This is a genomic window from Acinetobacter lwoffii, from assembly GCF_015602705.1.
Taxonomy (GTDB): Bacteria; Pseudomonadota; Gammaproteobacteria; order Pseudomonadales; family Moraxellaceae; genus Acinetobacter; species Acinetobacter lwoffii_E.
Window position 1 is genome coordinate 614,462 of sequence record NZ_CP059081.1, and the last position, 23,225, is coordinate 637,686.

25 protein-coding genes and 2 rRNA genes are annotated in these 23,225 nt (G+C 44.1%); 9 read left to right on the forward strand and 18 right to left on the reverse strand.

Annotated features, from left to right (window positions below; all coding sequences use genetic code 11):
- The first annotated feature begins 236 nt into the window (after nt 1-236).
- Together H0S56_RS02905 and rrf are read left to right on the forward strand one after the other, a co-directional pair.
- Nucleotides 237-3,130: ribosomal RNA gene (locus H0S56_RS02905) — 23S ribosomal RNA — on the forward strand.
- A gap of 177 nt (nt 3,131-3,307) precedes the next feature.
- Nucleotides 3,308-3,422, forward strand: a 5S ribosomal RNA gene (gene rrf, locus H0S56_RS02910).
- Between the two features lie 244 nt (nt 3,423-3,666).
- Here rrf and H0S56_RS02915 read toward each other — a convergent pair.
- From H0S56_RS02915 to rplM, 5 genes are all read right to left on the reverse strand, one after another.
- Nucleotides 3,667-4,314: a hypothetical protein gene (locus tag H0S56_RS02915; RefSeq protein ID WP_004281678.1), complete on the reverse strand. Its 648-nt coding sequence runs from the start codon at nt 4,312-4,314 to the stop codon at nt 3,667-3,669.
- An 18-nt stretch (nt 4,315-4,332) separates the two neighbouring features.
- Nucleotides 4,333-4,761 carry a ClpXP protease specificity-enhancing factor gene (locus H0S56_RS02920; RefSeq protein WP_191112653.1) on the reverse strand — a complete coding sequence of 143 codons (429 nt, stop codon included), beginning with the start codon at nt 4,759-4,761 and terminating at the stop codon, nt 4,333-4,335.
- Between the two features lie 9 nt (nt 4,762-4,770).
- Entirely contained in the window at nt 4,771-5,424 is a 654-nt protein-coding gene (locus tag H0S56_RS02925) for a glutathione S-transferase N-terminal domain-containing protein (protein ID WP_153566430.1), read from the reverse strand.
- 331 nt (nt 5,425-5,755) lie between these two features.
- Nucleotides 5,756-6,142 (reverse strand): 30S ribosomal protein S9, encoded by a 387-nt coding sequence (rpsI, locus tag H0S56_RS02930; protein ID WP_004281681.1) that lies wholly within the window; start codon nt 6,140-6,142, stop codon nt 5,756-5,758.
- A gap of 13 nt (nt 6,143-6,155) precedes the next feature.
- Nucleotides 6,156-6,584 carry a 50S ribosomal protein L13 gene (gene rplM, locus H0S56_RS02935; protein ID WP_004281682.1) on the reverse strand — a complete coding sequence of 143 codons (429 nt, stop codon included), beginning with the start codon at nt 6,582-6,584 and terminating at the stop codon, nt 6,156-6,158.
- Nucleotides 6,585-6,889: 305 nt separating this feature from the next.
- Between rplM and pdxA the strand changes: the two genes are divergently transcribed.
- The 3 genes from pdxA to H0S56_RS02950 are packed head-to-tail and all read left to right on the forward strand — an operon-like array spanning nt 6,890 to nt 9,556.
- Nucleotides 6,890-7,858 (forward strand): 4-hydroxythreonine-4-phosphate dehydrogenase PdxA, encoded by a 969-nt coding sequence (pdxA, locus tag H0S56_RS02940; RefSeq protein ID WP_195726040.1) that lies wholly within the window; start codon nt 6,890-6,892, stop codon nt 7,856-7,858.
- A 33-nt stretch (nt 7,859-7,891) separates the two neighbouring features.
- Complete coding sequence (rsmA, locus tag H0S56_RS02945; protein WP_004645966.1) at nt 7,892-8,704, forward strand: 16S rRNA (adenine(1518)-N(6)/adenine(1519)-N(6))-dimethyltransferase RsmA; 813 nt, start codon at nt 7,892-7,894, stop codon at nt 8,702-8,704.
- Nucleotides 8,705-8,710: 6 nt separating this feature from the next.
- A complete protein-coding gene (locus H0S56_RS02950; protein WP_195725619.1) occupies nt 8,711-9,556 on the forward strand; it encodes a symmetrical bis(5'-nucleosyl)-tetraphosphatase in 846 nt (281 codons plus the stop codon).
- A gap of 53 nt (nt 9,557-9,609) precedes the next feature.
- Here the strand turns inward: H0S56_RS02950 and H0S56_RS02955 are convergent, their stop codons facing one another.
- The 8 genes from H0S56_RS02955 to H0S56_RS14395 form a co-directional block, all read right to left on the reverse strand.
- Nucleotides 9,610-10,056, reverse strand: a complete 447-nt coding sequence (locus H0S56_RS02955; RefSeq protein WP_004645964.1) for a DUF2147 domain-containing protein — start codon at nt 10,054-10,056, stop codon at nt 9,610-9,612.
- A 147-nt stretch (nt 10,057-10,203) separates the two neighbouring features.
- Nucleotides 10,204-10,653, reverse strand: a complete 450-nt coding sequence (locus H0S56_RS02960) for a DUF2147 domain-containing protein (RefSeq protein WP_004645963.1) — start codon at nt 10,651-10,653, stop codon at nt 10,204-10,206.
- Between the two features lie 60 nt (nt 10,654-10,713).
- Entirely contained in the window at nt 10,714-11,163 is a 450-nt protein-coding gene (locus H0S56_RS02965) for a DUF2147 domain-containing protein (protein ID WP_005252776.1), read from the reverse strand.
- Nucleotides 11,164-11,366: 203 nt separating this feature from the next.
- On the reverse strand, nt 11,367-11,813 hold the full coding sequence (locus tag H0S56_RS02970; protein ID WP_195725620.1) for a DUF2147 domain-containing protein: 447 nt from the start codon (nt 11,811-11,813) through the stop codon (nt 11,367-11,369).
- An 86-nt stretch (nt 11,814-11,899) separates the two neighbouring features.
- Nucleotides 11,900-12,574 carry an LrgB family protein gene (locus tag H0S56_RS02975; protein WP_044111685.1) on the reverse strand — a complete coding sequence of 225 codons (675 nt, stop codon included), beginning with the start codon at nt 12,572-12,574 and terminating at the stop codon, nt 11,900-11,902.
- A gap of 9 nt (nt 12,575-12,583) precedes the next feature.
- A complete protein-coding gene (locus H0S56_RS02980; protein WP_121979987.1) occupies nt 12,584-12,955 on the reverse strand; it encodes a hypothetical protein in 372 nt (123 codons plus the stop codon).
- 40 nt (nt 12,956-12,995) lie between these two features.
- Nucleotides 12,996-14,336 carry a ribosome rescue GTPase HflX gene (gene hflX, locus H0S56_RS02985; RefSeq protein ID WP_195725621.1) on the reverse strand — a complete coding sequence of 447 codons (1,341 nt, stop codon included), beginning with the start codon at nt 14,334-14,336 and terminating at the stop codon, nt 12,996-12,998.
- A gap of 77 nt (nt 14,337-14,413) precedes the next feature.
- The gene (locus H0S56_RS14395; protein WP_005248002.1) at nt 14,414-14,545 is read right to left on the reverse strand and encodes a hypothetical protein; all 132 of its coding nucleotides are present in this window, start codon (nt 14,543-14,545) and stop codon (nt 14,414-14,416) included.
- 189 nt (nt 14,546-14,734) lie between these two features.
- Here H0S56_RS14395 and H0S56_RS02990 point away from each other — a divergent pair, with 189 nt between their 5' ends.
- Nucleotides 14,735-15,544 (forward strand): lysophospholipid acyltransferase family protein, encoded by an 810-nt coding sequence (locus H0S56_RS02990; protein ID WP_004281693.1) that lies wholly within the window; start codon nt 14,735-14,737, stop codon nt 15,542-15,544.
- Nucleotides 15,545-15,580: 36 nt separating this feature from the next.
- Here H0S56_RS02990 and H0S56_RS02995 read toward each other — a convergent pair whose 3' ends face one another.
- A complete protein-coding gene (locus tag H0S56_RS02995) occupies nt 15,581-17,215 on the reverse strand; it encodes a phospholipase D family protein (protein ID WP_195725622.1) in 1,635 nt (544 codons plus the stop codon).
- A 101-nt stretch (nt 17,216-17,316) separates the two neighbouring features.
- On the opposite strand from H0S56_RS02995, the gene H0S56_RS03000 reads away from it, so the two are divergent.
- Nucleotides 17,317-18,327 carry a metallophosphoesterase gene (locus H0S56_RS03000; protein WP_195725623.1) on the forward strand — a complete coding sequence of 337 codons (1,011 nt, stop codon included), beginning with the start codon at nt 17,317-17,319 and terminating at the stop codon, nt 18,325-18,327.
- Nucleotides 18,328-18,351: 24 nt separating this feature from the next.
- Here H0S56_RS03000 and H0S56_RS03005 read toward each other — a convergent pair whose 3' ends face one another.
- From H0S56_RS03005 to trhA, 3 genes are all read right to left on the reverse strand, one after another.
- Nucleotides 18,352-18,753 (reverse strand): hypothetical protein, encoded by a 402-nt coding sequence (locus tag H0S56_RS03005; RefSeq protein ID WP_004281696.1) that lies wholly within the window; start codon nt 18,751-18,753, stop codon nt 18,352-18,354.
- Nucleotides 18,754-18,886: 133 nt separating this feature from the next.
- A complete protein-coding gene (locus H0S56_RS03010) occupies nt 18,887-20,194 on the reverse strand; it encodes an MFS transporter (protein WP_195725624.1) in 1,308 nt (435 codons plus the stop codon).
- Between the two features lie 142 nt (nt 20,195-20,336).
- A complete protein-coding gene (gene trhA, locus H0S56_RS03015; RefSeq protein ID WP_005106124.1) occupies nt 20,337-20,981 on the reverse strand; it encodes a PAQR family membrane homeostasis protein TrhA in 645 nt (214 codons plus the stop codon).
- 102 nt (nt 20,982-21,083) lie between these two features.
- On the opposite strand from trhA, the gene H0S56_RS03020 reads away from it, so the two are divergent.
- On the forward strand, nt 21,084-22,307 hold the full coding sequence (locus tag H0S56_RS03020; protein ID WP_195725625.1) for a class I SAM-dependent methyltransferase: 1,224 nt from the start codon (nt 21,084-21,086) through the stop codon (nt 22,305-22,307).
- Nucleotides 22,301-22,732: a GNAT family N-acetyltransferase gene (locus H0S56_RS03025; RefSeq protein WP_180180531.1), complete on the forward strand. Its 432-nt coding sequence runs from the start codon at nt 22,301-22,303 to the stop codon at nt 22,730-22,732. Before H0S56_RS03020 ends, H0S56_RS03025 begins: the two co-directional genes overlap by 7 nt.
- A gap of 69 nt (nt 22,733-22,801) precedes the next feature.
- Here the strand turns inward: H0S56_RS03025 and H0S56_RS03030 are convergent, their stop codons facing one another.
- Complete coding sequence (locus H0S56_RS03030; RefSeq protein ID WP_005106128.1) at nt 22,802-23,149, reverse strand: hypothetical protein; 348 nt, start codon at nt 23,147-23,149, stop codon at nt 22,802-22,804.
- Nucleotides 23,150-23,225 lie beyond the last annotated feature (76 nt).

The window sequence follows — 23,225 nt, forward strand, 5'->3', positions numbered from 1 at the left end:
AATAATTTGTTCAAACTCGTTTTTAAGATCAACACTAACAGTGATTTATTACTGTGATGTGAAGATTAAAGAAATGAGTTCTAGCGAAATTAACTGAATCAAGCGTTTTGGTATATGAATCTAATTGAAGCTGTACAGTAGTTGAATCTACGAAACGCCAACTGTATGAGAGTGTTGAAAGACACAATCTGTTGCTTATCCCACTTGTAAGGATAAACGACTGTTTGGGGTTGTATAGTCAAGTAATTAAGTGCATGTGGTGGATGCCTTGGCAGTCAGAGGCGAAGAAAGACGTGATAGCCTGCGAAAAGCTCCGGGGAGGCGGCAAATATCCTGTGATCCGGAGATGTCTGAATGGGGAAACCCACTTACCATAAGGTAGGTATTGCAACATGAATACATAGTGTTGCAAGGCGAACGAGGGGAAGTGAAACATCTCAGTACCCTTAGGAAAAGAAATCAATTGAGATTCCCTCAGTAGCGGCGAGCGAAAGGGGAAGAGCCCATTAAGTCATATAAGTTCTAGTGGAACGCTCTGGGAAGTGCGACCGTAGACGGTGATAGTCCTGTACACGAAAGGGCTTATATGATGATGTCGAGTAGGGCGAGGCACGTGAAACCTTGTCTGAATATGGGGGGACCATCCTCCAAGGCTAAATACTCCTGACTGACCGATAGTGAACCAGTACCGTGAGGGAAAGGCGAAAAGAACCCCTGTGAGGGGAGTGAAATAGATCCTGAAACCGCATGCATACAAGCAGTGGGAGCCGACTTGTTCGGTGACTGCGTACCTTTTGTATAATGGGTCAGCGACTTATATTCAGTAGCAAGGTTAACCGCATAGGGGAGCCGTAGGGAAACCGAGTCTTAATAGGGCGTTTAGTTGCTGGGTATAGACCCGAAACCAGGTGATCTATCCATGAGCAGGTTGAAGGTTGGGTAACACTAACTGGAGGACCGAACCCACTGTCGTTGAAAAGCCAGGGGATGACTTGTGGATAGGGGTGAAAGGCTAATCAAACTTGGTGATAGCTGGTTCTCCCCGAAAGCTATTTAGGTAGCGCCTCGGACGAATACCATTGGGGGTAGAGCACTGTTTCGGCTAGGGGGTCATCCCGACTTACCAAACCGATGCAAACTCCGAATACCAATGAGTACTATCCGGGAGACAGACTGCGGGTGCTAACGTCCGTAGTCAAGAGGAAAACAATCCAGACCGCCAGCTAAGGCCCCAAAATTATAGTTAAGTGGGAAACGATGTGGGAAGGCATAGACAGCTAGGAGGTTGGCTTAGAAGCAGCCACCCTTTAAAGAAAGCGTAATAGCTCACTAGTCGAGTCGGCCTGCGCGGAAGATGTAACGGGGCTAAAACTATATGCCGAAGCTGCGGATGCATAATTTATTATGCGTGGTAGGGGAGCGTTCTGTAAGCCGATGAAGGTGGATTGAGAAGTCTGCTGGAGGTATCAGAAGTGCGAATGCTGACGTGAGTAACGACAATGCGAGTGAAAAACTCGCACGCTGAAAGACCAAGGGTTCCAGTCCAACGTTAATCGGGGCTGGGTGAGTCGACCCCTAAGGCGAGGCCGAGAGGCGTAGTCGATGGGAAATTGGTTAATATTCCAATACTTCTGTGTAATGCGATGAGAGGACGGAGAAGGTTAAGTCAGCCTGGCGTTGGTTGTCCAGGTGGAAGGTTGTAGGCATGTATCTTAGGCAAATCCGGGGTACTCTATGCTGAGAACTGATAGCAAGCTGTACTTGTACAGTGAAGTGGCTGATACCATGCTTCCAGGAAAAGTCTCTAAGCTTCAGTTACACAGGAATCGTACCCGAAACCGACACAGGTGGTCAGGTCGAGTAGACCAAAGCGCTTGAGAGAACTCTGCTGAAGGAACTAGGCAAAATGGTACCGTAACTTCGGGAGAAGGTACGCTGTTGTCTGTGATAGGACTTGCTCCTTGAGCGGCCGACAGCCTCAGAAACCAGGCCCCTGCAACTGTTTATTAAAAACATAGCACTCTGCAAACACGAAAGTGGACGTATAGGGTGTGATGCCTGCCCGGTGCTGGAAGGTTAATTGATGGGGTTAGCGTAAGCGAAGCTCTTGATCGAAGCCCCAGTAAACGGCGGCCGTAACTATAACGGTCCTAAGGTAGCGAAATTCCTTGTCGGGTAAGTTCCGACCTGCACGAATGGCATAATGATGGGGGCGCTGTCTCCAGCAGAGACTCAGTGAAATCGAATTCGCCGTGAAGATGCGGTGTACCCGCGGCTAGACGGAAAGACCCCGTGAACCTTTACTGCAGCTTGACATTGAACTTTGATCTTACTTGTGTAGGATAGGTGGGAGGCTTTGAAGTCGCGACGCTAGTTGCGATGGAGCCGTCCTTGAAATACCACCCTGGTAATATTGAGGTTCTAACTCTGTCCCGTTATCCGGGACGAGGACCATGTCTGGTGGGTAGTTTGACTGGGGCGGTCTCCTCCTAAAGAGTAACGGAGGAGTACGAAGGTGCGCTCAGCGTGGTCGGAAATCACGCGTAGAGTATAAAGGCAAAAGCGCGCTTAACTGCGAGACCCACAAGTCGAGCAGGTACGAAAGTAGGTCTTAGTGATCCGGTGGTTCTGTATGGAAGGGCCATCGCTCAACGGATAAAAGGTACTCTGGGGATAACAGGCTGATACCGCCCAAGAGTTCATATCGACGGCGGTGTTTGGCACCTCGATGTCGGCTCATCTCATCCTGGGGCTGAAGCAGGTCCCAAGGGTATGGCTGTTCGCCATTTAAAGAGGTACGCGAGCTGGGTTTAGAACGTCGTGAGACAGTTCGGTCCCTATCTACCGTGGGCGTTGGAAATTTGAGAGGATCTGCTCCTAGTACGAGAGGACCAGAGTGGACGAACCTCTGGTGTACCGGTTGTCACGCCAGTGGCATCGCCGGGTAGCTATGTTCGGAAGGGATAACCGCTGAAAGCATCTAAGCGGGAAGCCTACCTCAAGATAAGATTTCCCCGAGACTTTATGTCTCCTAAAGAGCCGTTGAAGACTACGACGTTGATAGGTTGGATGTGGAAGCATAGTGATATGTGAAGCTGACCAATACTAATTGCTCGTGAGGCTTGACTATACAACACCCAAACAGTTGTTGTATAAAAGCTCGATTGATTCGATATTAAACAAAGTGACTTGATTTAGTTACGCTAAACGAACAAACTATCCAACTCAGATAAATCTGTTAATGAATTCTATTTGGTAGAAAGCAAGGCATCTCAATAAGACCTAGCAAGTATCCATAAACAGTTGTGCTGGCGACCATAGCAAGAGTGAACCACCTGATCCCTTCCCGAACTCAGAAGTGAAACCTCTTAGCGCTGATGGTAGTGTGGGATTACCCATGTGAGAGTAAGTCATCGCCAGCTCATTATTCGAAATCCCCCTCCGCATTAGCAGAGGGGGATTTTTTTGTGCGTGGAATTTTAGATAAGATATTTAATATATCTATCTCAAAGCTGATCAGATTCTTCTGAGACAGAGAATTCCTGTTAATTTGTTTGACCTATTGGGATCTCTGTAAAACTAGCGCTATAAGAGTTTACAAGCTGATCTTATAAACCTTACAAAATAAAAAACCAGCGAATCGCTGGTTTTTTATTGCAGACTATTTTAGCCAAACACGCGCATTACGGCTGCGATTAATACCCAAAGAATGACAATCGCCACGATGGGTTCAACAATCTTTGCCCATGTTGGGGTATTGATAACAATGACTTCTTCGACATCTTGATGCTGCTGATTCTGGCTTACCATTTGATTAAACTCCTTCATTGATGCTTCCAATGATAGCTCTTCTTGCACAATTGGTTTAGAGCCTTTGAGTTCTGTTAGCTTGTTTGTTGTCCAAACCCAATCATCTGCTTGACCAGATAAATGTTCAATTTGCCCGGTCAGTAATTCCTGAATGCTATGGATATTATGGTTGCCGGTATCATGCAGTTGTTTTAATTCAATAAGCTGTAAATGAAAAATTTCTGAAGTGCTGTGCTCAAGCTGGGCTCGATCCAGAGTGGATTGATTTTCCGGACTGGTAGCGAGATGACGCACGATTTCCAGGATATATAATTCATCAGGATGATTGATTTCATTATAAATTTTTTGTGGGTTATGACGCCATTCAGTAATAAGTTTTCCTAAAGTTAAGGCATTGATTTCTGATATATATTTTCGTCTTTCTTCTTTTGTATATTCTTTTAGAAGCTCAGGCTTTTGAGTCTCTATCTGTTCAACAAAATATTGTACTAAATCAAAAGCCATTCACTTGCTCCATTATTTTTAATCTAATAGTCTTAAAGTCGGTTTTTTCTTTGGTTGTTCAGTTTGTTCTTCAGTGCTTGATTTTAAAGCATCTTCATCATTTTGTGTATGCTCATATTCACTTGGATCAAAGAATAAACCTTGACCATTTTCACGTGCATAAATACCGAGTACTGCTGCCATAGGCACATAAATATCACGAGAAACGCCACCAAAGCGAGCCGAGAAGCTAATGGCATCATTGCTCATATGCAGCGCATGTACGGCATGTGGCACAATGTTCAGAACAATCTGTCCGTCTTTAATAAACTGCTCAGGAACCATGGTATTTGGGCGTGTGGCATCCACCAGCAGGTAAGGCGTCATATTGTTATCGCAAACCCACTCATAGATTGCACGTGCCATATAGGGACGGGTAGGGCTAAGGTTGAATTCTTGTTCGGACATGATGTTTCTCTACGGATGTTTGAGTTGCACTGAATAACGGTTCTTTTCCTGCAATGTCATGGATTTTACAAAGGCAGGACGACTGAAAATTCGTTGGCAATATAAATAAAACGGACGGCATTGCTGCTGTGGTAATTCTACGCCCATCTGTTTCAGACGGATAAAAATTGGTGCCAGCATACAATCCAGGATACTAAATTGTTCAGACATAAAATAGGGAAAATGCTGGAATAGTGGCATCAGTGAAATCAGGATATCCTGTAACTGCTTTTGTGCCTGAGTTCTGGCTTTCTTATCCAGCGTATCAGGATGGCGTAACATGATATCAGCCAGCTTCAGCCAGTCATTTTCAAAGCGCCAGATGTATTGTCGTTGCTCTGCCCGGGGCATCGGAGCATCGGCATACAGTTTATTCTGACGATAACGATCATCTACATATTCTGAGATAATCGAAGTATTAAATAATTTAAGTTCATTTTCGATCAGCATCGGCAATTGATTATAAGGATTGAGACTGGCCAGATCCTCATCATCGGCATCCACCAAAATCAGGTTATATTTAATCTGTTTTTCGGTAAGCACATAGCGAATCCAATGGGAACGAAAGTCATCGGCATGACTATAGAGAGTGATTCCTTGAAGAGGCGCGCTTTCGACTGACATAAATCCTGATGAGCTTCTAATGAATAGACTAGGATACTAAAATTCAACCTAAAAAGCACCAAGCATCAAAGATCAATCGGCTTGAGCCGAGGTAGATTATAAGAAAAACAACTGGAGGAAAATAAGATGCTGATCAAGCTTCCTGTCATTTTGCTGTTTATCTGTATTGGGATCGCAAATTATTATTTGATGAAGTCATTCTGGTGTCACGAAGGGGTATGGGGTAAGGATGTACATGAACAATAACAAGAAAAAAGTTCTAAATGACCCACTAACCGCCATAAAAAAACCCTGGAAAATCCAGGGTTTTTTGTCCGATTCGGTAAACGAATTAACGTTTAGAGAACTGAGGACGTTTACGAGCTTTACGTAAACCAAGTTTCTTACGTTCAACTTCACGAGCATCACGAGTAACGAAACCAGCTTGACGAAGAGCAGGTTTTAAAGTCTCGTCAGAAGCGATCAATGCACGAGTAATACCGTGACGGATAGCGCCTGCTTGACCACCAATACCACCACCAGCAACAGTGATGTAAAGGTCATATTTGTCAGTAGCTTCAAGAAGCTCAAGTGGTTGGTTAACAACCATACGAGCAGTTTCACGACCGAAATACTGTTCAAGAGTACGGTTGTTAATTACGAGTTTACCAGTACCAGCTGATAGGAAAACACGTGCAGTTGCGGTCTTACGGCGACCTGTACCATAATTAGTAGCCATGTGCTGTTATCCCTTAGATGTCCAAAACTTGTGGCTGTTGAGCAGCGTGTGGATGCTCAGTACCTGCATACACTTTCATTTTCTTGATCATTGCATAACCAAGAGGACCTTTAGGTAACATACCTTTAACAGCTTTTTCTAGAACTGCTTCTGGTTTGTGAGCGATTAACTTTTCAAAGTTAGTCTCACGGATACCACCAGGGAAACCAGTGTGGCGATAGTATTTCTTATCTTGTGACTTTTTACCAGTCACAGTGATTTCTTCAGCATTGATAACAACGATGTAGTCGCCAGTGTCAACGTGAGGAGTATAAGAAGTTTTATGCTTACCGCGTAAACGACGAGCGATTTCAGTCGCAAGGCGACCTAAAGTTTTGCCAGAAGCATCAACAACGTACCAGTCGTGTTGAACTTCAGCTGGCTTAGCGCTGAGAGTTTTCATTAAACCACTACCTATTATAGTTGGTTTGGACTATGGAATCTGTCCAAACTAAAGGAGACGCGATTCTAAACGAATACGTGAAGAATCACAAATGAAAATTAAAATTTCAAGCGCTGTATTTTATCTAATTTCCCTGGTGAAAGAAAGACCTAAGCCTTTATATGCTACAAAAACTGCAACTATATTTGTAACCATAGTTTCAATGGTATCAAAATATTGATTTATAAGTACTCTTTGCAATGATTACTACAGCGTAGGCGTGATCGGGTTATAATATTTCTCAGCTTTGCCAAATTGAGAAGATGATGCTGCCTTTATATGTCACCAGTGGGGAACCTGCCGGAATTGGTCCTGATATTTGCCTGAGTCTTGCAGATCGTGTTGATGAGCGCCCAATTGTGGTATTGGCGGATATTCATATGCTCAAGCAACGTGCTCAGGTACTCAAATTATCGGTTGAGCTGATTGAATATCAAGGACAGGAGTCATCTTCAGGCATCGGTCAGCTATTTGTAGAGCATGTTCCCGTGCAGCAAGACGTCGTATTGGGTGAGCTGAATCCGAACAATGCGGCTTATGTACTGGAGCAACTGCGTCGATCCGCAGACTATGCCATGTCAGGAAAAAGTGTCGGCGTCGCGACTGCGCCTGTACAAAAGTCCGTGATAAATGAAGCGGGCATTTCTTTTAGTGGTCATACCGAGTATTACCAGGAATTTACTGGTGTTCCACGTGTAGTCATGATGCTGGCCACCAAAACTTTACGCGTGGCCTTGGCCACTACCCATCTTCCGCTTCGTGCCGTGGCAGATGCGATTACGCCTGAACGCTTGCATCAGGTGATTGATATTCTGATTCACGACCTGAAATCCAAATTCAAGATTGAACAGCCGAATATACTGGTTTGCGGTTTAAATCCGCATGCCGGGGAGGGCGGTTATTTGGGGATGGAAGAAATTGAAGTGATCAATCCGGTACTCGAAAGCTATCGTGCCCAAGGTATCAACATGAGTTTAAGCCTACCTGCTGATACTTTATTTACTCCAGAAAACCTAAAAGATGCTGATGCTGTTCTGGCGATGTATCACGATCAGGGCTTACCTGTGTTAAAATCACAGGGCTTTGGTGAAGCCATTAATATTACCCTCGGCTTACCGTTTATTCGAACTTCTGTTGATCATGGCACAGCACTCTCCCTTGCGGGGACGGGACTTGCGAAAAGTTCCAGCCTGCACGTTGCTGTCGATTTAGCCCTCGATCTGGCGCGCCACTGATTATTGTTCATCACTCACGTTGGAAATGTTTTTATGTATCAAATTAATGCCTTAAACCCAAAAGATGAAGGGCATCAGGCTCGAAAAAGATTTGGTCAAAACTTTTTACATGACCAGCGTGTCATTGCCAAAATTGTACGCTCAGTCAATCCGCGTCCAGGTCAGAACATTCTGGAAATTGGCCCGGGTCTGGCCGCTTTGACTTCACCTTTAATTGGTGAATGTGATGCCTTAACCGTACTTGAGCTGGATCGTGATCTGGCTGCTGGCCTGCCGGGTCGTGTGCCGCATCCGGAACGTTTAACCATTATTGAAGCCGATGCCTTGAGATACGATTATTCTCAGTTGTTCCAGGAAGATCGTCCATTACGTGTGGTCGGTAACTTGCCCTATAATATTTCAACGCCACTGTTATTCCATCTCTTGGAATTTGGTGACAAAGTGCAAGACATGCATTTCATGCTGCAAAAAGAAGTGGTAGACCGCATTACCGCATCACCGAATACCAAAGAATATGGCCGTCTGTCGGTGATGATTCAATATTTCTGTAAACCGACTTTCCTGTTTGAAGTGCCACCTGGATCTTTTAATCCGCCTCCAAAAGTGACCTCAGCGGTATTCCGTTTAGAGCCTTATAAAGTTAAACCGATTGTGGCGAAGAATGAAAAAGCGCTGGCACGTCTGGTATCGCATGTCTTTACCCAGCGTCGTAAAACTCTGCGTAACAGCTTGAAGGGTATGCTGGTCGAAGAAGGTTTTGAAAAAGCGGGTGTTGATCCGATGGCGCGTCCAGAAACCCTAACCCTTGAACAGTTTGTTGCACTTTCAGATCAAATGGTGGCTTAAATTACGATGAACCGCACTGCTCGATATAATTATGTGATTGGGGATGTTCAAGGTTGTTTTGAGGCCTTGAAAGCTTTACTCAAGGAAATCCAGTTTGATGCAGAACAAGATTTTATCTGGTTTGCTGGAGATTTGGTTGCACGTGGTGAAAACTCAATCGCTGCATTGCGGTTTATCAAAAAGCTGGCTGAACAAGGTGCGGCTGCGACGGTCTTGGGAAATCATGATTTGACTTTGCTGGCTTATGCGCGCGGCATCAAACCGGTGAAAGAAAAAGACAATGTTCGTGATGTGATTGATGCGATCGACAGTGATGACCTGATTGACTGGCTGCGCAAACAGCCAATGTGTCTATTTCCAAATGAGCAGACTATCCTGACGCATGCTGGGATTCCGAATATCTGGAGTGCAGAAAAAACTGCTCAATTGGCACAAGAAGTCGAAGCGATCATTGCTCATGATGACTTTGAGGTGCTGGATGATTTTCTGAAAGAAATGTTCGGGAAAGAGCCCGCACTCTGGTCGGATCAACTACAAGGCCATGAACGTATTCGCTGTATCGTGAATTACTTGACTCGTATGCGTTTAACCGATACTGAGGGACGTCTGGAATACAGCTTTAAAGATGCGCTGGATGATCCGATGCCGCAAGGCTTTAAACCTTGGTTTGAGTTTGAATCACAGGCCGCACAAACTCATCAGATCCTGTTTGGTCACTGGGCCGCCTTGAACGGTAAAACCATTTCGAACAAGATTCAGAATGTAGATGGCGGTTGTGTCTGGGGTAATCAACTGATGGCCTTCCGCCTGGAAGATCAGCAGATGTTTGCCGTGGATAATCCGGTGATGTAAGTAAAGCTATTAAAAAAGCCACGTGATTACGTGGCTTTTTTTCAAATCTTAAATTAGTCTGCACGAATCCAGGTCTGGTTACGGCCTAGAACTGAAACGCCCATACTGGCACGTAATGTTAAACGTTTACCGGTATTGTTTAAACGCATTTTTGCATCATAAATTTTACCTGCCAATGGATCGATAATACGACCTTTGTCATAATTTTTGGTGCCTTCAACCAGTTTTAGGCCTTTTAAAATGGTCATGCCTAAAATAGGCTGATTGGTATAAGGTGCAGGGCAGTTATTGCATTTTTCACGTGGATTATAGTCTGGGCGAGGCGTGATTTTTACAATTTTGCCTGAATAGGTATTATTTGCTTCTTTGCTAATGACGATAATCGCTTTAGCCGCCCCCGTTTTATCATCAATTTGTTGCCAGGTCCCGGTAATATCGTCTGCCCACAAATTCGTCATACATCCTGCTGTAAGCGCGGCAAGTAATATTTTTTTAAACATAGAGAGTCATTCCAAAGAATTTTTATCATCGCCCGCTCATGTTAGAAATCTTACTAAAATAGTCAACACTTATCTGAATACTATAGAGTTGATACACTAAAAAAAGCTGCCAATTTGGCAGCTTTTTTGAATAATGAGAATTAGGTATTAATCTTGGCGAATCCAGGTCTGGCTACGGCCTAAAGCGGACACACCCACATAACCACGCAAGGTTAAACGTTTACCATTGGCATTTAGACGCACTCGAGCGTCATAAACTTTACCTGCCAATGGATCAATCACTTTACCTTTTTCATAATTGTTGGTGCCTTCCACATGTTTTAAACCAGTCAATACATCCATGCCCATGATCGGCTGATTGGTATAAGGCGCGGGACATTTATTGCAGGTCTTTTGTGGAGTATAGCCTGGACGTGGAGTCACTTTGATAATTTTTCCAGCAAAAGTCCCATTATCATTTTGACGAATTTCAATAATTGCTTTTGGTGAGCCGGTTTTATCATCAATTTGCTGCCAGATGCCCGTCAGATCCTGTGCATAAGCAGTCCCAGTCATCAGTGCAGCGATGAACATTAATCCTAATTTAGTTTGTTTCATTATATTTATGCCTTTTTTATAGATGAATAAAATATCCCCAACACAAAAGTGCTGTTTTTATTAATCCTGGCGAATCCAGGTTTGTGTGCGACCAATCGCAGAGATCCCGATATATCCACGTAAAGTCAGTCGTTTCCCATTGGCAGAAATCCGCCCTTTTAAATCATAAATTTTGCCAGTGAGTGGATCGAGTACCCGGCCATGTGCATAGTTATTTTTGTTGGTGGGTTTCAGTCCTTTAATGACGTCTAACCCCAAAATCGGTTTATCGGTATAAGGTGGTGGACATTTGACACATTTTTCCCGTGGTGTATAACCTGGGCGAGGTGTGACTTTAGTAATCGTTCCGGTATACGAGCCATCAGCCTGCGTTTTCATTTCAATCAATGCTTTAGGTGAGCCGGTTTTATCATCAATCTGTTGCCAGAGACCAGATAATTCCTGCGCAAAGGCCAGAGAGCTAGTGAATAAAGAAGCTGAAAAAACAGTTAAAAGTGCGATTTTATACATGCGATATCCTTATCCTTATTTTTTTATAAACATTCACCTAATTCCATGTGGTGAATGCTGATGCAAACTACGTTAATACACTTTCATAATCTATATTGCATGAAAAAAGCATATGTTTAATATTCATACAACCTAATGCATTAAAATGCAAGTTTCTATCTACTAAAGCATAACTCCATCACATTTTTTTAATTAAGCAGGAATTAATCCTGCTTAATCCAGGTTTGACTACGGCCAAGCGCTGATACCCCGATATAACCACGTAGAATAAGACGTTTCCCATTGGCACTTAATTTTGCCTTGGTGTTATAAAGATTCCCTGATAATGGATCAAGCAGCTTGCCTTGAGTAAAACTGTTATTGCCGACGTGCTTTAAGCCAGTGAGTACATCCAGACCAAGAATAGGTTTATTGGTATAAGGTGCGGGACAGGACACACAATTTTCTTTCGGAGTATATCCAGGACGCGGGGTGATTTTTGTGATCTTGGCAGCATAGACGCCGGAAGCCGTCTCACGAATTTCCAGGAATGCTTTAGGCGAACCGGTTTTGTCGTCAATACTTCGCCATGTTCCTGAAATATCGGAAGCCAAGGCCAGATGGCTGAAAGAGGCTAAAAGTAAAGTTGAAAAAAATTGAACCTTATTCATATATCTGTTCCTAGGTTGGATTAGTGTTCTTACTCTATAGTAAGAACGATTACCACATAAAACAAATGATTAATTTGATTCACTAGTCACATTTTTTGCAAATAAAGTATAAAAGTTGGCAACCAGATCGCCGTGAAGACCGCATTTACCGCCATGCCAAAAGCAGCATAACGACCTGCAACACTGCCGCGCTGCCAGGCCTGAGCTGTGCCAATAGCATGTGCGGCCAGTCCTAAAGCCAGTCCGGAAGCACGTTCATCATTGATATGTCTCAGAATAAATGGAGAAAAAGCTGCACCAATCACCCCGGAAAGAATCACGATTAGAATGACCATGCTTATGGGTGCATCCAGCAAGGTGGCAATATTAATCGCAATTGGAGTGGTCACTGCGCGGGTAGCAAACGCCATAATATCTGCAGAGGACATATGCAGCAGATAAGCCAGTCCCATCGGCAAGGCGACAGCACTGATACTGGCAAAAACCAAAATGCCGATAATGGCTTTGAGCGGCAAGTCATCGTAGCGCATCGCGGCCAGAGGGATAGCCAGGGCGACGGTCACATAGCCGAGTAAATGGTTAAAGAGTGGATTAACTTCATCCATGTAATTTTCATAGGGAATGCCTAGCACAAATAAAATCGCCAGTACAAAGAACATGCTGAACACGATGACGGGAATTTGCGGTATGAACCGGTTACAGGGTTTGGCAATCAGATAGGCGCTGAGCGTAACCGCAAAGCCATACAAAATAGATAACATGCGGAACTCCTATAACCAGCGCTTGGCCATTTTGGCGTAAATCCATAAAGGAATCAGGGTGCTGAAAAACATGATGAACAGAAAGGCCGGAATTTTCTGGCCCATATGTACCAGCATCATTAGTGCACCTGCACTGACAGGCAGGAAAGCAAAGGCGCTTTCCTTCATCAGTTTATTATTGGTATCCACGAGGCGGGCGGGGAGTTTGCCAAAGTAGCGCCAGGTAAATAGCACAATTAAAAGGCTCAATAACCCGACCAGATTGCCTAATTCAGGATGATTCAGTTGGGTCATTAACCAGACCGAAGCTTCCCGAAAGACAATAATAAGTAAGAGGGTACCGATCCATGCTGGCCAATCTATTCGTTTTATCCAGTTCATTGCTATGATCATTAATATTAATAAGTTTACTTATCAAGTTTTACTCGATCTTTGACTGGATTTCAAACGCTTCCAGTGGACGCTGAAATTGTTGGGCCTGTTTGCCCAGAATTTCCTCTAAAGGTAAATGCGCCTGTTTAATCAACTGTTCCAGTTTTTGTGGGGCAATTCGAATATGAAGATGCAGCTGGCCTTCATCATCATAATGTTCTGACTGGATCACATTCAGATCATAGAGCTGGTTACGCAGCTTGCCATAAGCGGGTTTCAGGATTAAATCGAAGGATTGCAGTTTCCCCATCAAGGATTCATGTACCGCTTTACGCAGCAGATCGATACCTTCGCCACTATGTGCCGAAACATAAACCCGTTCCGGTTCGCCCGGACGTCGATAAATAATTTTGGCTTCTTCACCGCTACAGTCAATTTTGTTATAAACCTGCAGGATCGGAACATCGGCACCAATTTCTTTCAGCACTTTTTCTACAGCTTCAATCTGCTCCAGCATTTCTGGGCTGCTTGAATCAATGACATGCAGTAACAGCGTGGCTTCTACGGTTTCCTCCAAAGTTGCTTTAAAGGATTCAACCAGCGAATGGGAAAGGTTACGGACAAAACCTACCGTATCGGCCAGTACCAGATTGCCAATCCCATCCCATTCCAGACGCCGTAAAGTAGGGTCCAAAGTGGCAAACAGCTGATCGGCTGCATAGACATCGCTGTTGGCGAGTAAGTTAAACAGGGTCGACTTGCCTGCATTGGTATAGCCGACTAAAGATACTGTTGGAACAGCCGCTTTTTGACGGGCTACACGACCTTGCATCCGGGTTTGGCGGACTTTATCAATGCGTGCCTTGAGCTGTCCCATACGGATACGCAGCAAGCGACGGTCCGTTTCCAGCAGGGTTTCACCGGGACCACGTAAACCAATCCCGCCTTTCTGACTGTCGAGATTGCCACGACTACGAATTAAACGTGAAGATAAATGTTGTAGCTGTGCCAGTTCGACTTGCAGCTTACCTTCATAGGTACGGGCACGCTGGGCAAAAATATCCAGAATCAGTTCAGTACGATCGACCACGCGGCATTTGATCACCTGTTCCAGATTTCGGGCTTGGGCTGGGGTCAGGGCATGGTCAAAAATGACCAGATTGGCCTCCAGCTCTTCAACACGTTCAGCGATTTCTTCTGCCTTGCCGGAGCCGATAAAAAATTTGGCATCGGGTTTCACCCGCTGAGCATAAATATGTTCCAGAATTTCAGCATCTGCAGACTGAGCCAGCAAACGAAACTCTTCAGCATCAAGGTCATCCAGCATTTGTACGCTGACACTCACCAGAATGACGCGCTCTTTCCCTCGATGTTGTTGTAAATATTCCACTCAGGCCAATCTCCACTTGAAAACTTTAGTGTAGTTGAAAAAGGGCTGTGCAGATACTGAATTAGCGCCGCTTTGGTTTAAAGTGCGCTGATAAACAGTTGTGCAAGTGTTACCAGTACCACGGCATAGATGAAGGTGCCGCCCAAAATATATTTGAGCATTTGTAAAGGCTGAGGTGTGTCGTTCGCGGGCTGGGTTTGATCTGGCATGGCTACGATCCTTTTCAATCTAATATTTCGATAGTTTTAGTTTGAATGATTTTTTAATCCAATTAAAATTGAAGATATAGATGCTATTGGTCGATTTTTATTATCAATGCAAGTTGCGAATGAACAGTATAGAATGAGTTTAATTCGTGGATATTCCCTGTATCTCGCTTAGGATTTAATGACGTTTTTATGAATTCAACTGTACAAAACCAGACTCCAGATATCGAAGGCTTGGCCAAGTTTTTTCTGTATAGCCGGAAAATTACCGCCTCATTGGCCACCATCAGTGAGGGGTTTTATTTGGTTTTTCGTCATGGCTTATATAAAAATCCGAATAACCCGACCAATACGCGCTATGTGCAACATTTTTGCCGCCAGTTATGCAAAGTATTCAATATCGAAGTGCAGGTACATGGCGAGATTCCGCGTGAACCCGCCTTATGGGTCAGTAACCATGTGTCCTGGCTCGATATTGCAGTTCTGGGTTCAGGGGCACGCGTATTTTTTCTGGCGAAAGCAGAAATTGAGAACTGGCCAATTCTAGGCAAATTGGCCAAGGGTGGGGGTACCTTATTTATTAAACGTGGTTCAGGAGATTCCGTCAGGATTCGTGAACAAATTACCGGTTTCCTGAAACAGAATATTCCGGTGCTGTTCTTTCCTGAAGCGACGACTTCTGATGGGCGAGCCATCAAAAAAGTGCATGGCCGGATTTTAGGCGCCGCGATTGAAGCGCAGCGTCCTGTACAAATCTGTCTGATTTGTTATGTGAATCAGCAGGGCGAACTGGATATGGTTGCGCCGTTTGTCAATGACATCAGTTTTGCCGCCCATGTCAAAAAAGTACTGGAAATGCCGCAAGTCATTGCACATTTAGTGGCTTTACCTGCAATTGCCACTGAAGGGCATACGGTTGAAAGCCTCACCCGTGTGGTCCAGGAAAAAATGCAGACTGGCCTGGTTGAACTTCAGTCACGGGTATTAAAAAAGCCTCAATAAGAGGCTTTTTTATGGTTTCTGTTCAAAGAATCCAGCTTACATAAAACCTTCAATTGGCAGCCAAGACACCAGTTTAAGGCTAGCTTTCTGATACCATTTCATTTTTGGTTCTTTGGTAAACGTTTGAACGTCACCATTGGCTTTCTTGATTTTCCAGTTAATGTTCTGATTCGCATCCAGCACCAGCTTATAAGCATATTTACTCAGATTTTTGTCCATGGTGTCGTGTACTGCACGTGCCAAAGACGGACTGTTTAGCAATACGCCAATTTCAGTATTTAGATAAGCTGAACGCGGATCAAAGTTAAAGGAACCAATAAACACCTGTTTTTGATCCAGTGCCATCAACTTGGCATGCAGGCTAGAACGACTCAATCCTTTCAGGCTGACTTTAGCTTTTTTCGAAATTTCCTCAGTATTGGCATTTAGGTGATTAGCTTCTGGCGCTGCCAAGAACTCATACAGCTGCACCCCATTTTCCAATAGATCCTGACGATATTTGGCATAAAAGGCATGCACCACGGCAACGTCGTTGGCCTTAAAAGAGTTGGTCAGGACGCGAACCTTGATATTCTCATTCGCCAGTTTCTTTAAACGGTCTGCACCAATTTTTTCCGGGACAAAATAGGCAGAGACAATATCGACACTTTGTTCAGGTTTTTCCAGGCGCTGTAATAACTGGAAATTCAGGTGTTCTTCGGTTTTGGCCTTGGCTTTGATTTTGCTCGGTGGATCTTTGACCACTTCAGCTTCCACCCAATCCAGCTGAATGTTTTGTTCCAGCCATTGGTCAAAGACTCTGGAACGATTGGCCAGATCCAGATAATTTTGAGTCGCTGGATCCTGACTATGGGTTTCTAGCTGTTCTTTTAAGCTTGGAAAACGTAAGCCATGATGCCGTGGATTCACCACCTCTTGTACCGGATAGGCATAATCATCATTCCAGTATTCATCGAAGGAATGAATGATTTCATCCGATGCTGCACCGACCAGCATCACATCGACATCAGAGAACTGATAGCTTTCACTGACATTATAATACTGGTTACTCATATTGCGCCCGCCAATCAAGGCAATCTGGTTATCGGCAATAAAGCTTTTATTGTGCATGCGGCGGTTAATGCGCTTTAAATCCAGCACCATGTCCATGGCGCGGTATTTACGAAAGCGATAGGGATTATACAGTTTGACATCGATATTTTGATGCTGGTTTAAGGCCAGATAAATCCCTTCCATTTTCTTGGCATTATTGTCATCCATCAGCAGGCGCACTTTTACGCCACGATCTGCTGCCTGAATAATCGCATGCAGAGCGAGGGCACCGATTCGGTCGTTATCCCAGATGTAATATTGTAGATCCAGACTGCGTTCCGCTTTATTAATCAGCTGAATCCGAGCAGCCAGTGCTTCAAGCGGATCATACAGCACGCGATAACCAGTCAACCCGATGTTCTGATCACGTAAAGGTTCAACAATTTGTGCCAGGCTGGTTTGCGAGGTATCCGTTTCAAATGCCATCTGGCTTGGCTGTTCGGTTTGCTTGGGTAAGGTGCTACATGCAGGTAGACCCAGAACCAGGCTACAGCTCAGTAAAATGCCGGCTTTATAGCGATGAGTGCGTATAAAACTTGAGGATTGAAGGTGAACTTGATCGCGGGGAGCAGTGGCCATATAAGTCGAAGAATGAAAAATTAGAATTGAGTATAATTGCCAGCTATGAAAAGATAAATATAAAGCCAGTAATCTGCTGCTCGACTGAATAAGGCCAATTTATGTGGGATTCGAATTCCGTACTGTTTTATTTTTATCTGGGAATGGCGATTTTAGCCATCTGGGCTGTGGCTCAGGCATGGTCGAGCCAATCACGTACCGAAACCATTCATCCCTTTAAAGCTTTTGGTCATTTGCTGGCGTTTTATCTTGCCTATTTATTAATCCCTTTGGTTTTCTTCAGTATTTATGCTGGATGGACGGGGTATTATTCTCTGTATGAAGCCATTTTTGTATTTTTGCTCAGTGGGGTTTTGACTTATGCACGCTTTATCGAGCCGCATTTAATTCAAGTGAAAACGACACAATATCAGATCAATGCAGATAAACGTTTAAAGCAGCCGGTGAAAATCGCCCTGATTGCAGACTTACATATCGGTCTGTTTTCGGGTCATGAGCGTCAGTTGCGACAAATTGTACACAAATTAAATCATATTCAACCTGATTTGGTGGTGGTTGCTGGCGACTGGACTTACGAGCCAGAAAATAAACTGGCACAGGAATTGGCAGTTTTAAAAGAGATTCACGCTCCGGTCTATTCAGTCAATGGTAACCATGACGAGCAATATCCCGGACCGCCGATTCGCGAACTGTTGCACTATGCACTGCAAGTCAATCAGGTCATGGATATCGAAGGTCAAATTGTCGAATTTGATGAGTTTCGCCTTTTGGGCGTGGGTGATCTCTGGGCTGGAAAAGCCGATATGCGCAGTTTGCCAGACTTGCCTCAGGACAAGCCTTGGGTCATTCTTTCGCATAACCCGGATACGGTCGATATGATTCCCAAACTGCCGACGCGCCCTCTGATGCTGTCCGGGCATACTCATGGCGGACAGGTAGAGCTGCCTTGGCTAACTAATTACGTCATGAAAAAGGTTTCAATTTTGGGACATAAAAAGGGCATGTACCGCCATGAACATGCAGATGTGTTCGTCACTGTCGGTACCGGCTTGGTCGGTGTGCCTTTCCGTTTTCGGGTGCCACCTACCATTGATATTATTGAACTGATTTAAATTCAGTCGACGTGCTGTACCGCGTTAACTGATGATCCAGACCAGAATCAGCAAGACCACTGCGACGGCCGCCATCATCCAGATTTTCTTTTCAATTTTTCGGGTTGGCACATTTTCACGTAATTGCTGTGCAGTAATTTCAGCTTCTGTGGATGTGCTCAAACTAGGATGGGTGGGGATTTCTAAGGGTGGTGTCACCAGGTCGATATCAGCGGCATCATCACTAAAGCGTGGACCGGTACTTTCATGCTTCATGACCACATCATGTTCCCGCACAATTTCATCAATCACTTGCAGTGCCTGAGCTTCATCCAAGGGCGTATTCTCGGTGATATAGCGAACAGCTTCTAATTTTTTATCATCTTCCAGCAAAATAATGATATTGACCAACTGCTCCTGCGATAGGTATTCAATAAGATCCTGCATGGCCTTGCCTCATTTTTTTAAATTGAGTTTATTTGATTGTTGAGCAAATTTAACGAGATAAGTAGCCGAGTTTTGTTGTGAAATCATAAAAAAAGCCAGCATCAAGTGCTGGCTTTTGAATCAATCTAAAATCTTAGATCTGATTATTTACATCATCATTCTTGGTTTCACGAATCAGCAAAAACGCGACAAGTGACAGGATAGATGCTGCGGTCAGATAATAACCGACTGCAGATAAACCATAGGCTGTTGCCAGCTTGGTTGCGATTAACGGTGCAAATGATGCGCCGAAAATGCCTGCCAAGTTAAAGGTCAATGCAGAACCCGTGTAACGTACTGAAGTCGGGAAGATTTCAGACAATACCGTACCGATTGGCCCATAAGTTAAGCCCATAATCGCCAGACCAATACACAAGAACAGGAACACCACCAAGGTGCTGCCAGATTCAAGCATATCTGCAAAGAAGATACCGAAGATCGCAGAAATGACACATACCGCAATGGAAGTAGTCTTACGGCCAAATTTCTCGGCTAATACTGCTGAAAGCGGGATGAATGCAGCAAAACACAGGGTTGCAACTAACTGCAATTGCAGGAATTCTTCACGAGAATAACCGAGTTGTTTTGTTCCCCATTGCAATGCAAATACCGTAGTAAGGTAGAACACAACAAATGTACAGATTGCAGCAATCGTACCCAGAACCAGCATGCGGGAATGCTTTTTGAATACCTGAACAAAAGGAACATTTACTTCTTTTTGTTTATCCAGCACTTTCTGGAAAGCAGGGGTCTCATGCAGTTTTAAACGGATCCATAAACCCATAATTACCAACAAGGCACTTGAGATAAACGGAATACGCCAGCCCCAAGCCATAAAGTCAGCTTCAGACATGAAAGCGCCAAGCGTCAGGAAAGAACCTGTTGCCAGAATAAAGCCGATCGGAGCACCCAGTTGCGGGAACATGCCATACCAGGCACGTTTGCCTTCCGGGGCATTTTCAGTTGCAAGAAGTACCGCACCTGACCATTCACCACCCAGACCCAAGCCCTGACCTAAACGGCACAGTGCAAGTAACAGTGGCGCAGCAATTCCGATTTGCGCATAAGTTGGCAATAGACCAATCGCAACGGTTGAAATCCCCATAGTCAGCAAAGCTGCAACCAAGGTGGCTTTTCGTCCGATCCGGTCACCTAAATGACCAAATAATGCTGCACCAATCGGACGGGCAATAAATGCAATGGCAAAAGTCGCAAGAGACTGAATGGTTGCGGTCATCGGATCTGTACTTGCAGGGAAAAACAGATACGGAAAAATAATGACAGCAGCGGTGGCATAAATATAAAAATCGAAGAATTCGATTGTAGTGCCTACCAAGCTTGCTGTTAAAACGCGAAATTTTGAATTTTGTGCTGGCTGAGCAGCAGAATTAGACGACGCCATGGAAAACCTTACACTTACTAAAAATAAAAAAACTTAGTTTTAAAAGCGTAATCTTTTTAAAAAAGGCGTAATTTTTTAAAAAAACAACTGCAATCTTCTCGCTTCAACTCGCTCAGGGTCACTGAAATGAAAAAGGAGATGATTAAATCACGTAAAGATAGATAGACAGAAAATGTGATCCTGCGCCTATCAATACAAATATGTGCCAGATAGCGTGGGTATATCTTACTCTTTTTAAAGCGTAAAACAATGCACCCACGGTATAAGCGAGTCCACCAATGATGAGAAAGGTTAAAGATTGAGCACTTAAATATTGCTGCATATCATCAATCACCAGCAGCGCCAGCCAGCCCATGGCCAGATAAGCCGCCAAAGAAAGTTTCTGAAAACGATGAATGAAAACGAACTTGAAAAGTGTACCAAGAAGAGCAATCACCCAGAGAGCAATCAATAAATACTGGGCTTTGGCAGTCGGAATGGCAATCGACAGGAAAGGGGTATAGGTTCCGGCGATTAAATAATAAATCGCAGTATGATCGATTTTTTTATAAAAATAACGGCGGTCTGCTGCAGTGGCCATGTGGTAAAGCATGGAAGCAGAAAACAGCAGAATCATGCTGAGTGCATAAACCCACAGTCCAATCCATTGTCCAGTACTTAGGTAAGACCCTTTAATAATCAAAAGAATACCAGCAACAATAGACAGTCCGGCACCTACACCATGACTAATATAGTTAATCCGTTCCTCATTTTGATCATAATCTGGAACCAGTGGAGCATTCTGCATGATTGTCATTCTTTTTCAAATATACACTTGTATGGTAATTCAATTTTGCTTTTAGGTTAAGAAGATTTAAACTTGATGCGCAATTCATTTCAGGTTTTATCTATGTCAACGTTGGCAACTCTCTCAGATCAGGAACAGCAATTCTTGGATACCTTTCAGCAAGCTGTTGAAAGGAATCAATTCGATCGCCTGATCTTAAGCCAGTATAAAGGTGAACTGCAGGATTTAGAGAAAATGACCTTGCGAGTCATTACATTAAATGAACAGCGCGTATTGAGCTGTCTATATCGTTACAAGACGCAGGATGTCACGAAAAATTATCCTTTAGATGAAGCATTATTCCAGGTTACTTCACTACTGGCGTGTTGCAAACAGGCCAATCTGATGACAGTAGATGAAGAATTACAGCTGAAAAAAAACAAGAAAAAAGCTATGTTAACGCGTAGCAAACATAAAGCCACGATGAATCAGGTGAAGCCTGCTGAACAAGGCCATGACCGGATTAAACAACGTTATGTCGATCAGGACAGCATCTTTCTCCAATATCTCGGTATTACCGATCAAAAAGCGCAAATCATTCCGAGCATGGCGCGTAAATGGAAGCAGATTAATAAGTTTGTAGAAATCTTCTCAGGTGCATTGGCACAGATTAAGCCACAGGCTGAAGGCCTGCGCGTGGTGGATTTTGGTTCGGGTAAGGGCTATCTGACTTGTGCTTTATATGACTATATGCAAAAACATGGTCAAACGCCGTATGTCACCGGGGTAGAGCTTAATCCGAAAATGGTTGAATTCTGCCAGAATGTCGCGCAGCAATCTGGTTTTGATCAGCTGGACTTTTTCCAGGGGGATGTCCGTACTTATGCACCGGAACGTCTGGATGTGATGATTGCCTTACATGCCTGTGATGTAGCAACAGATTTTGCGATTCATAGCGGGATTCGCCTGAATGCGCAGATGATCATGTGTGCACCGTGTTGTCATAAGGAATTGCGTCCGCAGTTGCAGGCGCCAAAAGTCCTCAGCCCGATGTTACAGTTTGGTATTCATGCCGGACAGCAGGCAGAAATGTTGACCGATACCATTCGTGCTTTACTGCTCAAAGCTTATGGTTATGAAACCAAAGTTTTTGAATTTGTGGCGCTGGAACATACCAGTAAAAATAAAATGATTCTGGCGACAAAACGTAAAGACTATCAACAACCTGATCAGGCGGTTCTGGCACAAATTCAGGCCTTAAAAGAGATGTATGGTATCCAGAAACATTCACTGGAATTGTTGCTCAATGACCAGTGGGATCAGCAGGGAATTGGTTCTAAATGCTAAATAGTCCAGAACTTAAAATAGTGTCCGGCAGCTGGAAAGATTTGACAGTGTATGCCAAAGCGATTCGTGAAGCCGTGTTTATTCAAGAACAGCATATTGCAGCTGAAGATGAGTGGGATGTTGAAGATGCGGTTGCTGTACATTTCATTGTTTTTCAGCAGGATCAGGCGATTGCTACAGCACGCTTATTGTCAAATAACAGTATCGGTCGGGTTGCAGTCCTAACCACAGCACGCGGTTTAGGTGTTGGTCAGCGCTTGATGCAGGCCGTGATTGACTATGCGCGTGCAGAGCAGCGTAAGTTGGTAAAGCTGTCTTCGCAAGTGCACGCCATTGGCTTCTATCAAGCGCTGGGATTTGAAGCTCAAGGTGATGAATATCTGGATTGTGGAATTCCGCATATTGATATGTATTTAAAGCTTTAATTTTCAGCCATTCAAATACGAAAAAGCGAGGCATTGACCTCGCTTTTTTATGCATAGACTGAATCTGGATCAGTGGCCATGTGCTGCATTTGAGCTGTGCTCGGCATTATCCATATTGGCATGTTCTTCAGCTGACATATTGTGTTCAGCGGCTGTCGTACCTGGATGAGCAGTATTGGCAGCTTCACGTGCTTCACGATCTGCTTGCGCTTTGGCAATGGCTTCTGGAGACATCGTCGGTGCATTTTTAAAAGCGTGTTGCTGGGTAGTTTGTTTATTTTGCTGGCTTGGCATGTAATCCGGTTCATTACTTATCGCGAGCCAAAAAATAAGCATGAATAATCCACCTAAAATACAGAAGATGATAAGTGCTTTCCAGCCCCAAGGAGATTTTTCAGGTGAACTGTGATCAGTCATAGGTCTTACCCACGTGGATATCAAACTTATGTAACTTTATAACATAAATTGATCAAAAAGCAGATCGAAATCTGTC

Bases quoted from the DNA above. Each gene is read 5' to 3' on its own strand.
- rplM (WP_004281682.1), bottom strand. From the start codon at position 6,584: ATGAAAACTCTCAGCGCTAAGCCAGCTGAAGTTCAACACGACTGGTAC.
- H0S56_RS02995 (WP_195725622.1), bottom strand. From the start codon at position 17,215: ATGGCCACTGCTCCCCGCGATCAAGTTCACCTTCAATCCTCAAGTTTT.
- H0S56_RS02990 (WP_004281693.1), top strand. From the start codon at position 14,735: ATGAATTCAACTGTACAAAACCAGACTCCAGATATCGAAGGCTTGGCC.
- H0S56_RS02925 (WP_153566430.1), bottom strand. From the start codon at position 5,424: ATGTCAGTCGAAAGCGCGCCTCTTCAAGGAATCACTCTCTATAGTCAT.
- H0S56_RS02950 (WP_195725619.1), top strand. From the start codon at position 8,711: ATGAACCGCACTGCTCGATATAATTATGTGATTGGGGATGTTCAAGGT.
- H0S56_RS02980 (WP_121979987.1), bottom strand. From the start codon at position 12,955: ATGAACTGGATAAAACGAATAGATTGGCCAGCATGGATCGGTACCCTC.
- trhA (WP_005106124.1), bottom strand. From the start codon at position 20,981: ATGCAGAATGCTCCACTGGTTCCAGATTATGATCAAAATGAGGAACGG.
- pdxA (WP_195726040.1), top strand. From the start codon at position 6,890: ATGCTGCCTTTATATGTCACCAGTGGGGAACCTGCCGGAATTGGTCCT.
- H0S56_RS02960 (WP_004645963.1), bottom strand. From the start codon at position 10,653: ATGAAACAAACTAAATTAGGATTAATGTTCATCGCTGCACTGATGACT.
- H0S56_RS02970 (WP_195725620.1), bottom strand. From the start codon at position 11,813: ATGAATAAGGTTCAATTTTTTTCAACTTTACTTTTAGCCTCTTTCAGC.
- rpsI (WP_004281681.1), bottom strand. From the start codon at position 6,142: ATGGCTACTAATTATGGTACAGGTCGCCGTAAGACCGCAACTGCACGT.
- H0S56_RS03020 (WP_195725625.1), top strand. From the start codon at position 21,084: ATGTCAACGTTGGCAACTCTCTCAGATCAGGAACAGCAATTCTTGGAT.
- H0S56_RS02975 (WP_044111685.1), bottom strand. From the start codon at position 12,574: ATGTTATCTATTTTGTATGGCTTTGCGGTTACGCTCAGCGCCTATCTG.
- H0S56_RS02920 (WP_191112653.1), bottom strand. From the start codon at position 4,761: ATGTCCGAACAAGAATTCAACCTTAGCCCTACCCGTCCCTATATGGCA.
- H0S56_RS03030 (WP_005106128.1), bottom strand. From the start codon at position 23,149: ATGACTGATCACAGTTCACCTGAAAAATCTCCTTGGGGCTGGAAAGCA.
- H0S56_RS02965 (WP_005252776.1), bottom strand. From the start codon at position 11,163: ATGTATAAAATCGCACTTTTAACTGTTTTTTCAGCTTCTTTATTCACT.
- H0S56_RS03005 (WP_004281696.1), bottom strand. From the start codon at position 18,753: ATGCAGGATCTTATTGAATACCTATCGCAGGAGCAGTTGGTCAATATC.
- H0S56_RS03000 (WP_195725623.1), top strand. From the start codon at position 17,317: ATGTGGGATTCGAATTCCGTACTGTTTTATTTTTATCTGGGAATGGCG.
- H0S56_RS02955 (WP_004645964.1), bottom strand. From the start codon at position 10,056: ATGTTTAAAAAAATATTACTTGCCGCGCTTACAGCAGGATGTATGACG.
- H0S56_RS03010 (WP_195725624.1), bottom strand. From the start codon at position 20,194: ATGGCGTCGTCTAATTCTGCTGCTCAGCCAGCACAAAATTCAAAATTT.
- H0S56_RS02915 (WP_004281678.1), bottom strand. From the start codon at position 4,314: ATGGCTTTTGATTTAGTACAATATTTTGTTGAACAGATAGAGACTCAA.
- H0S56_RS03025 (WP_180180531.1), top strand. From the start codon at position 22,301: ATGCTAAATAGTCCAGAACTTAAAATAGTGTCCGGCAGCTGGAAAGAT.
- rsmA (WP_004645966.1), top strand. From the start codon at position 7,892: ATGTATCAAATTAATGCCTTAAACCCAAAAGATGAAGGGCATCAGGCT.
- H0S56_RS14395 (WP_005248002.1), bottom strand. From the start codon at position 14,545: ATGCCAGATCAAACCCAGCCCGCGAACGACACACCTCAGCCTTTACAA.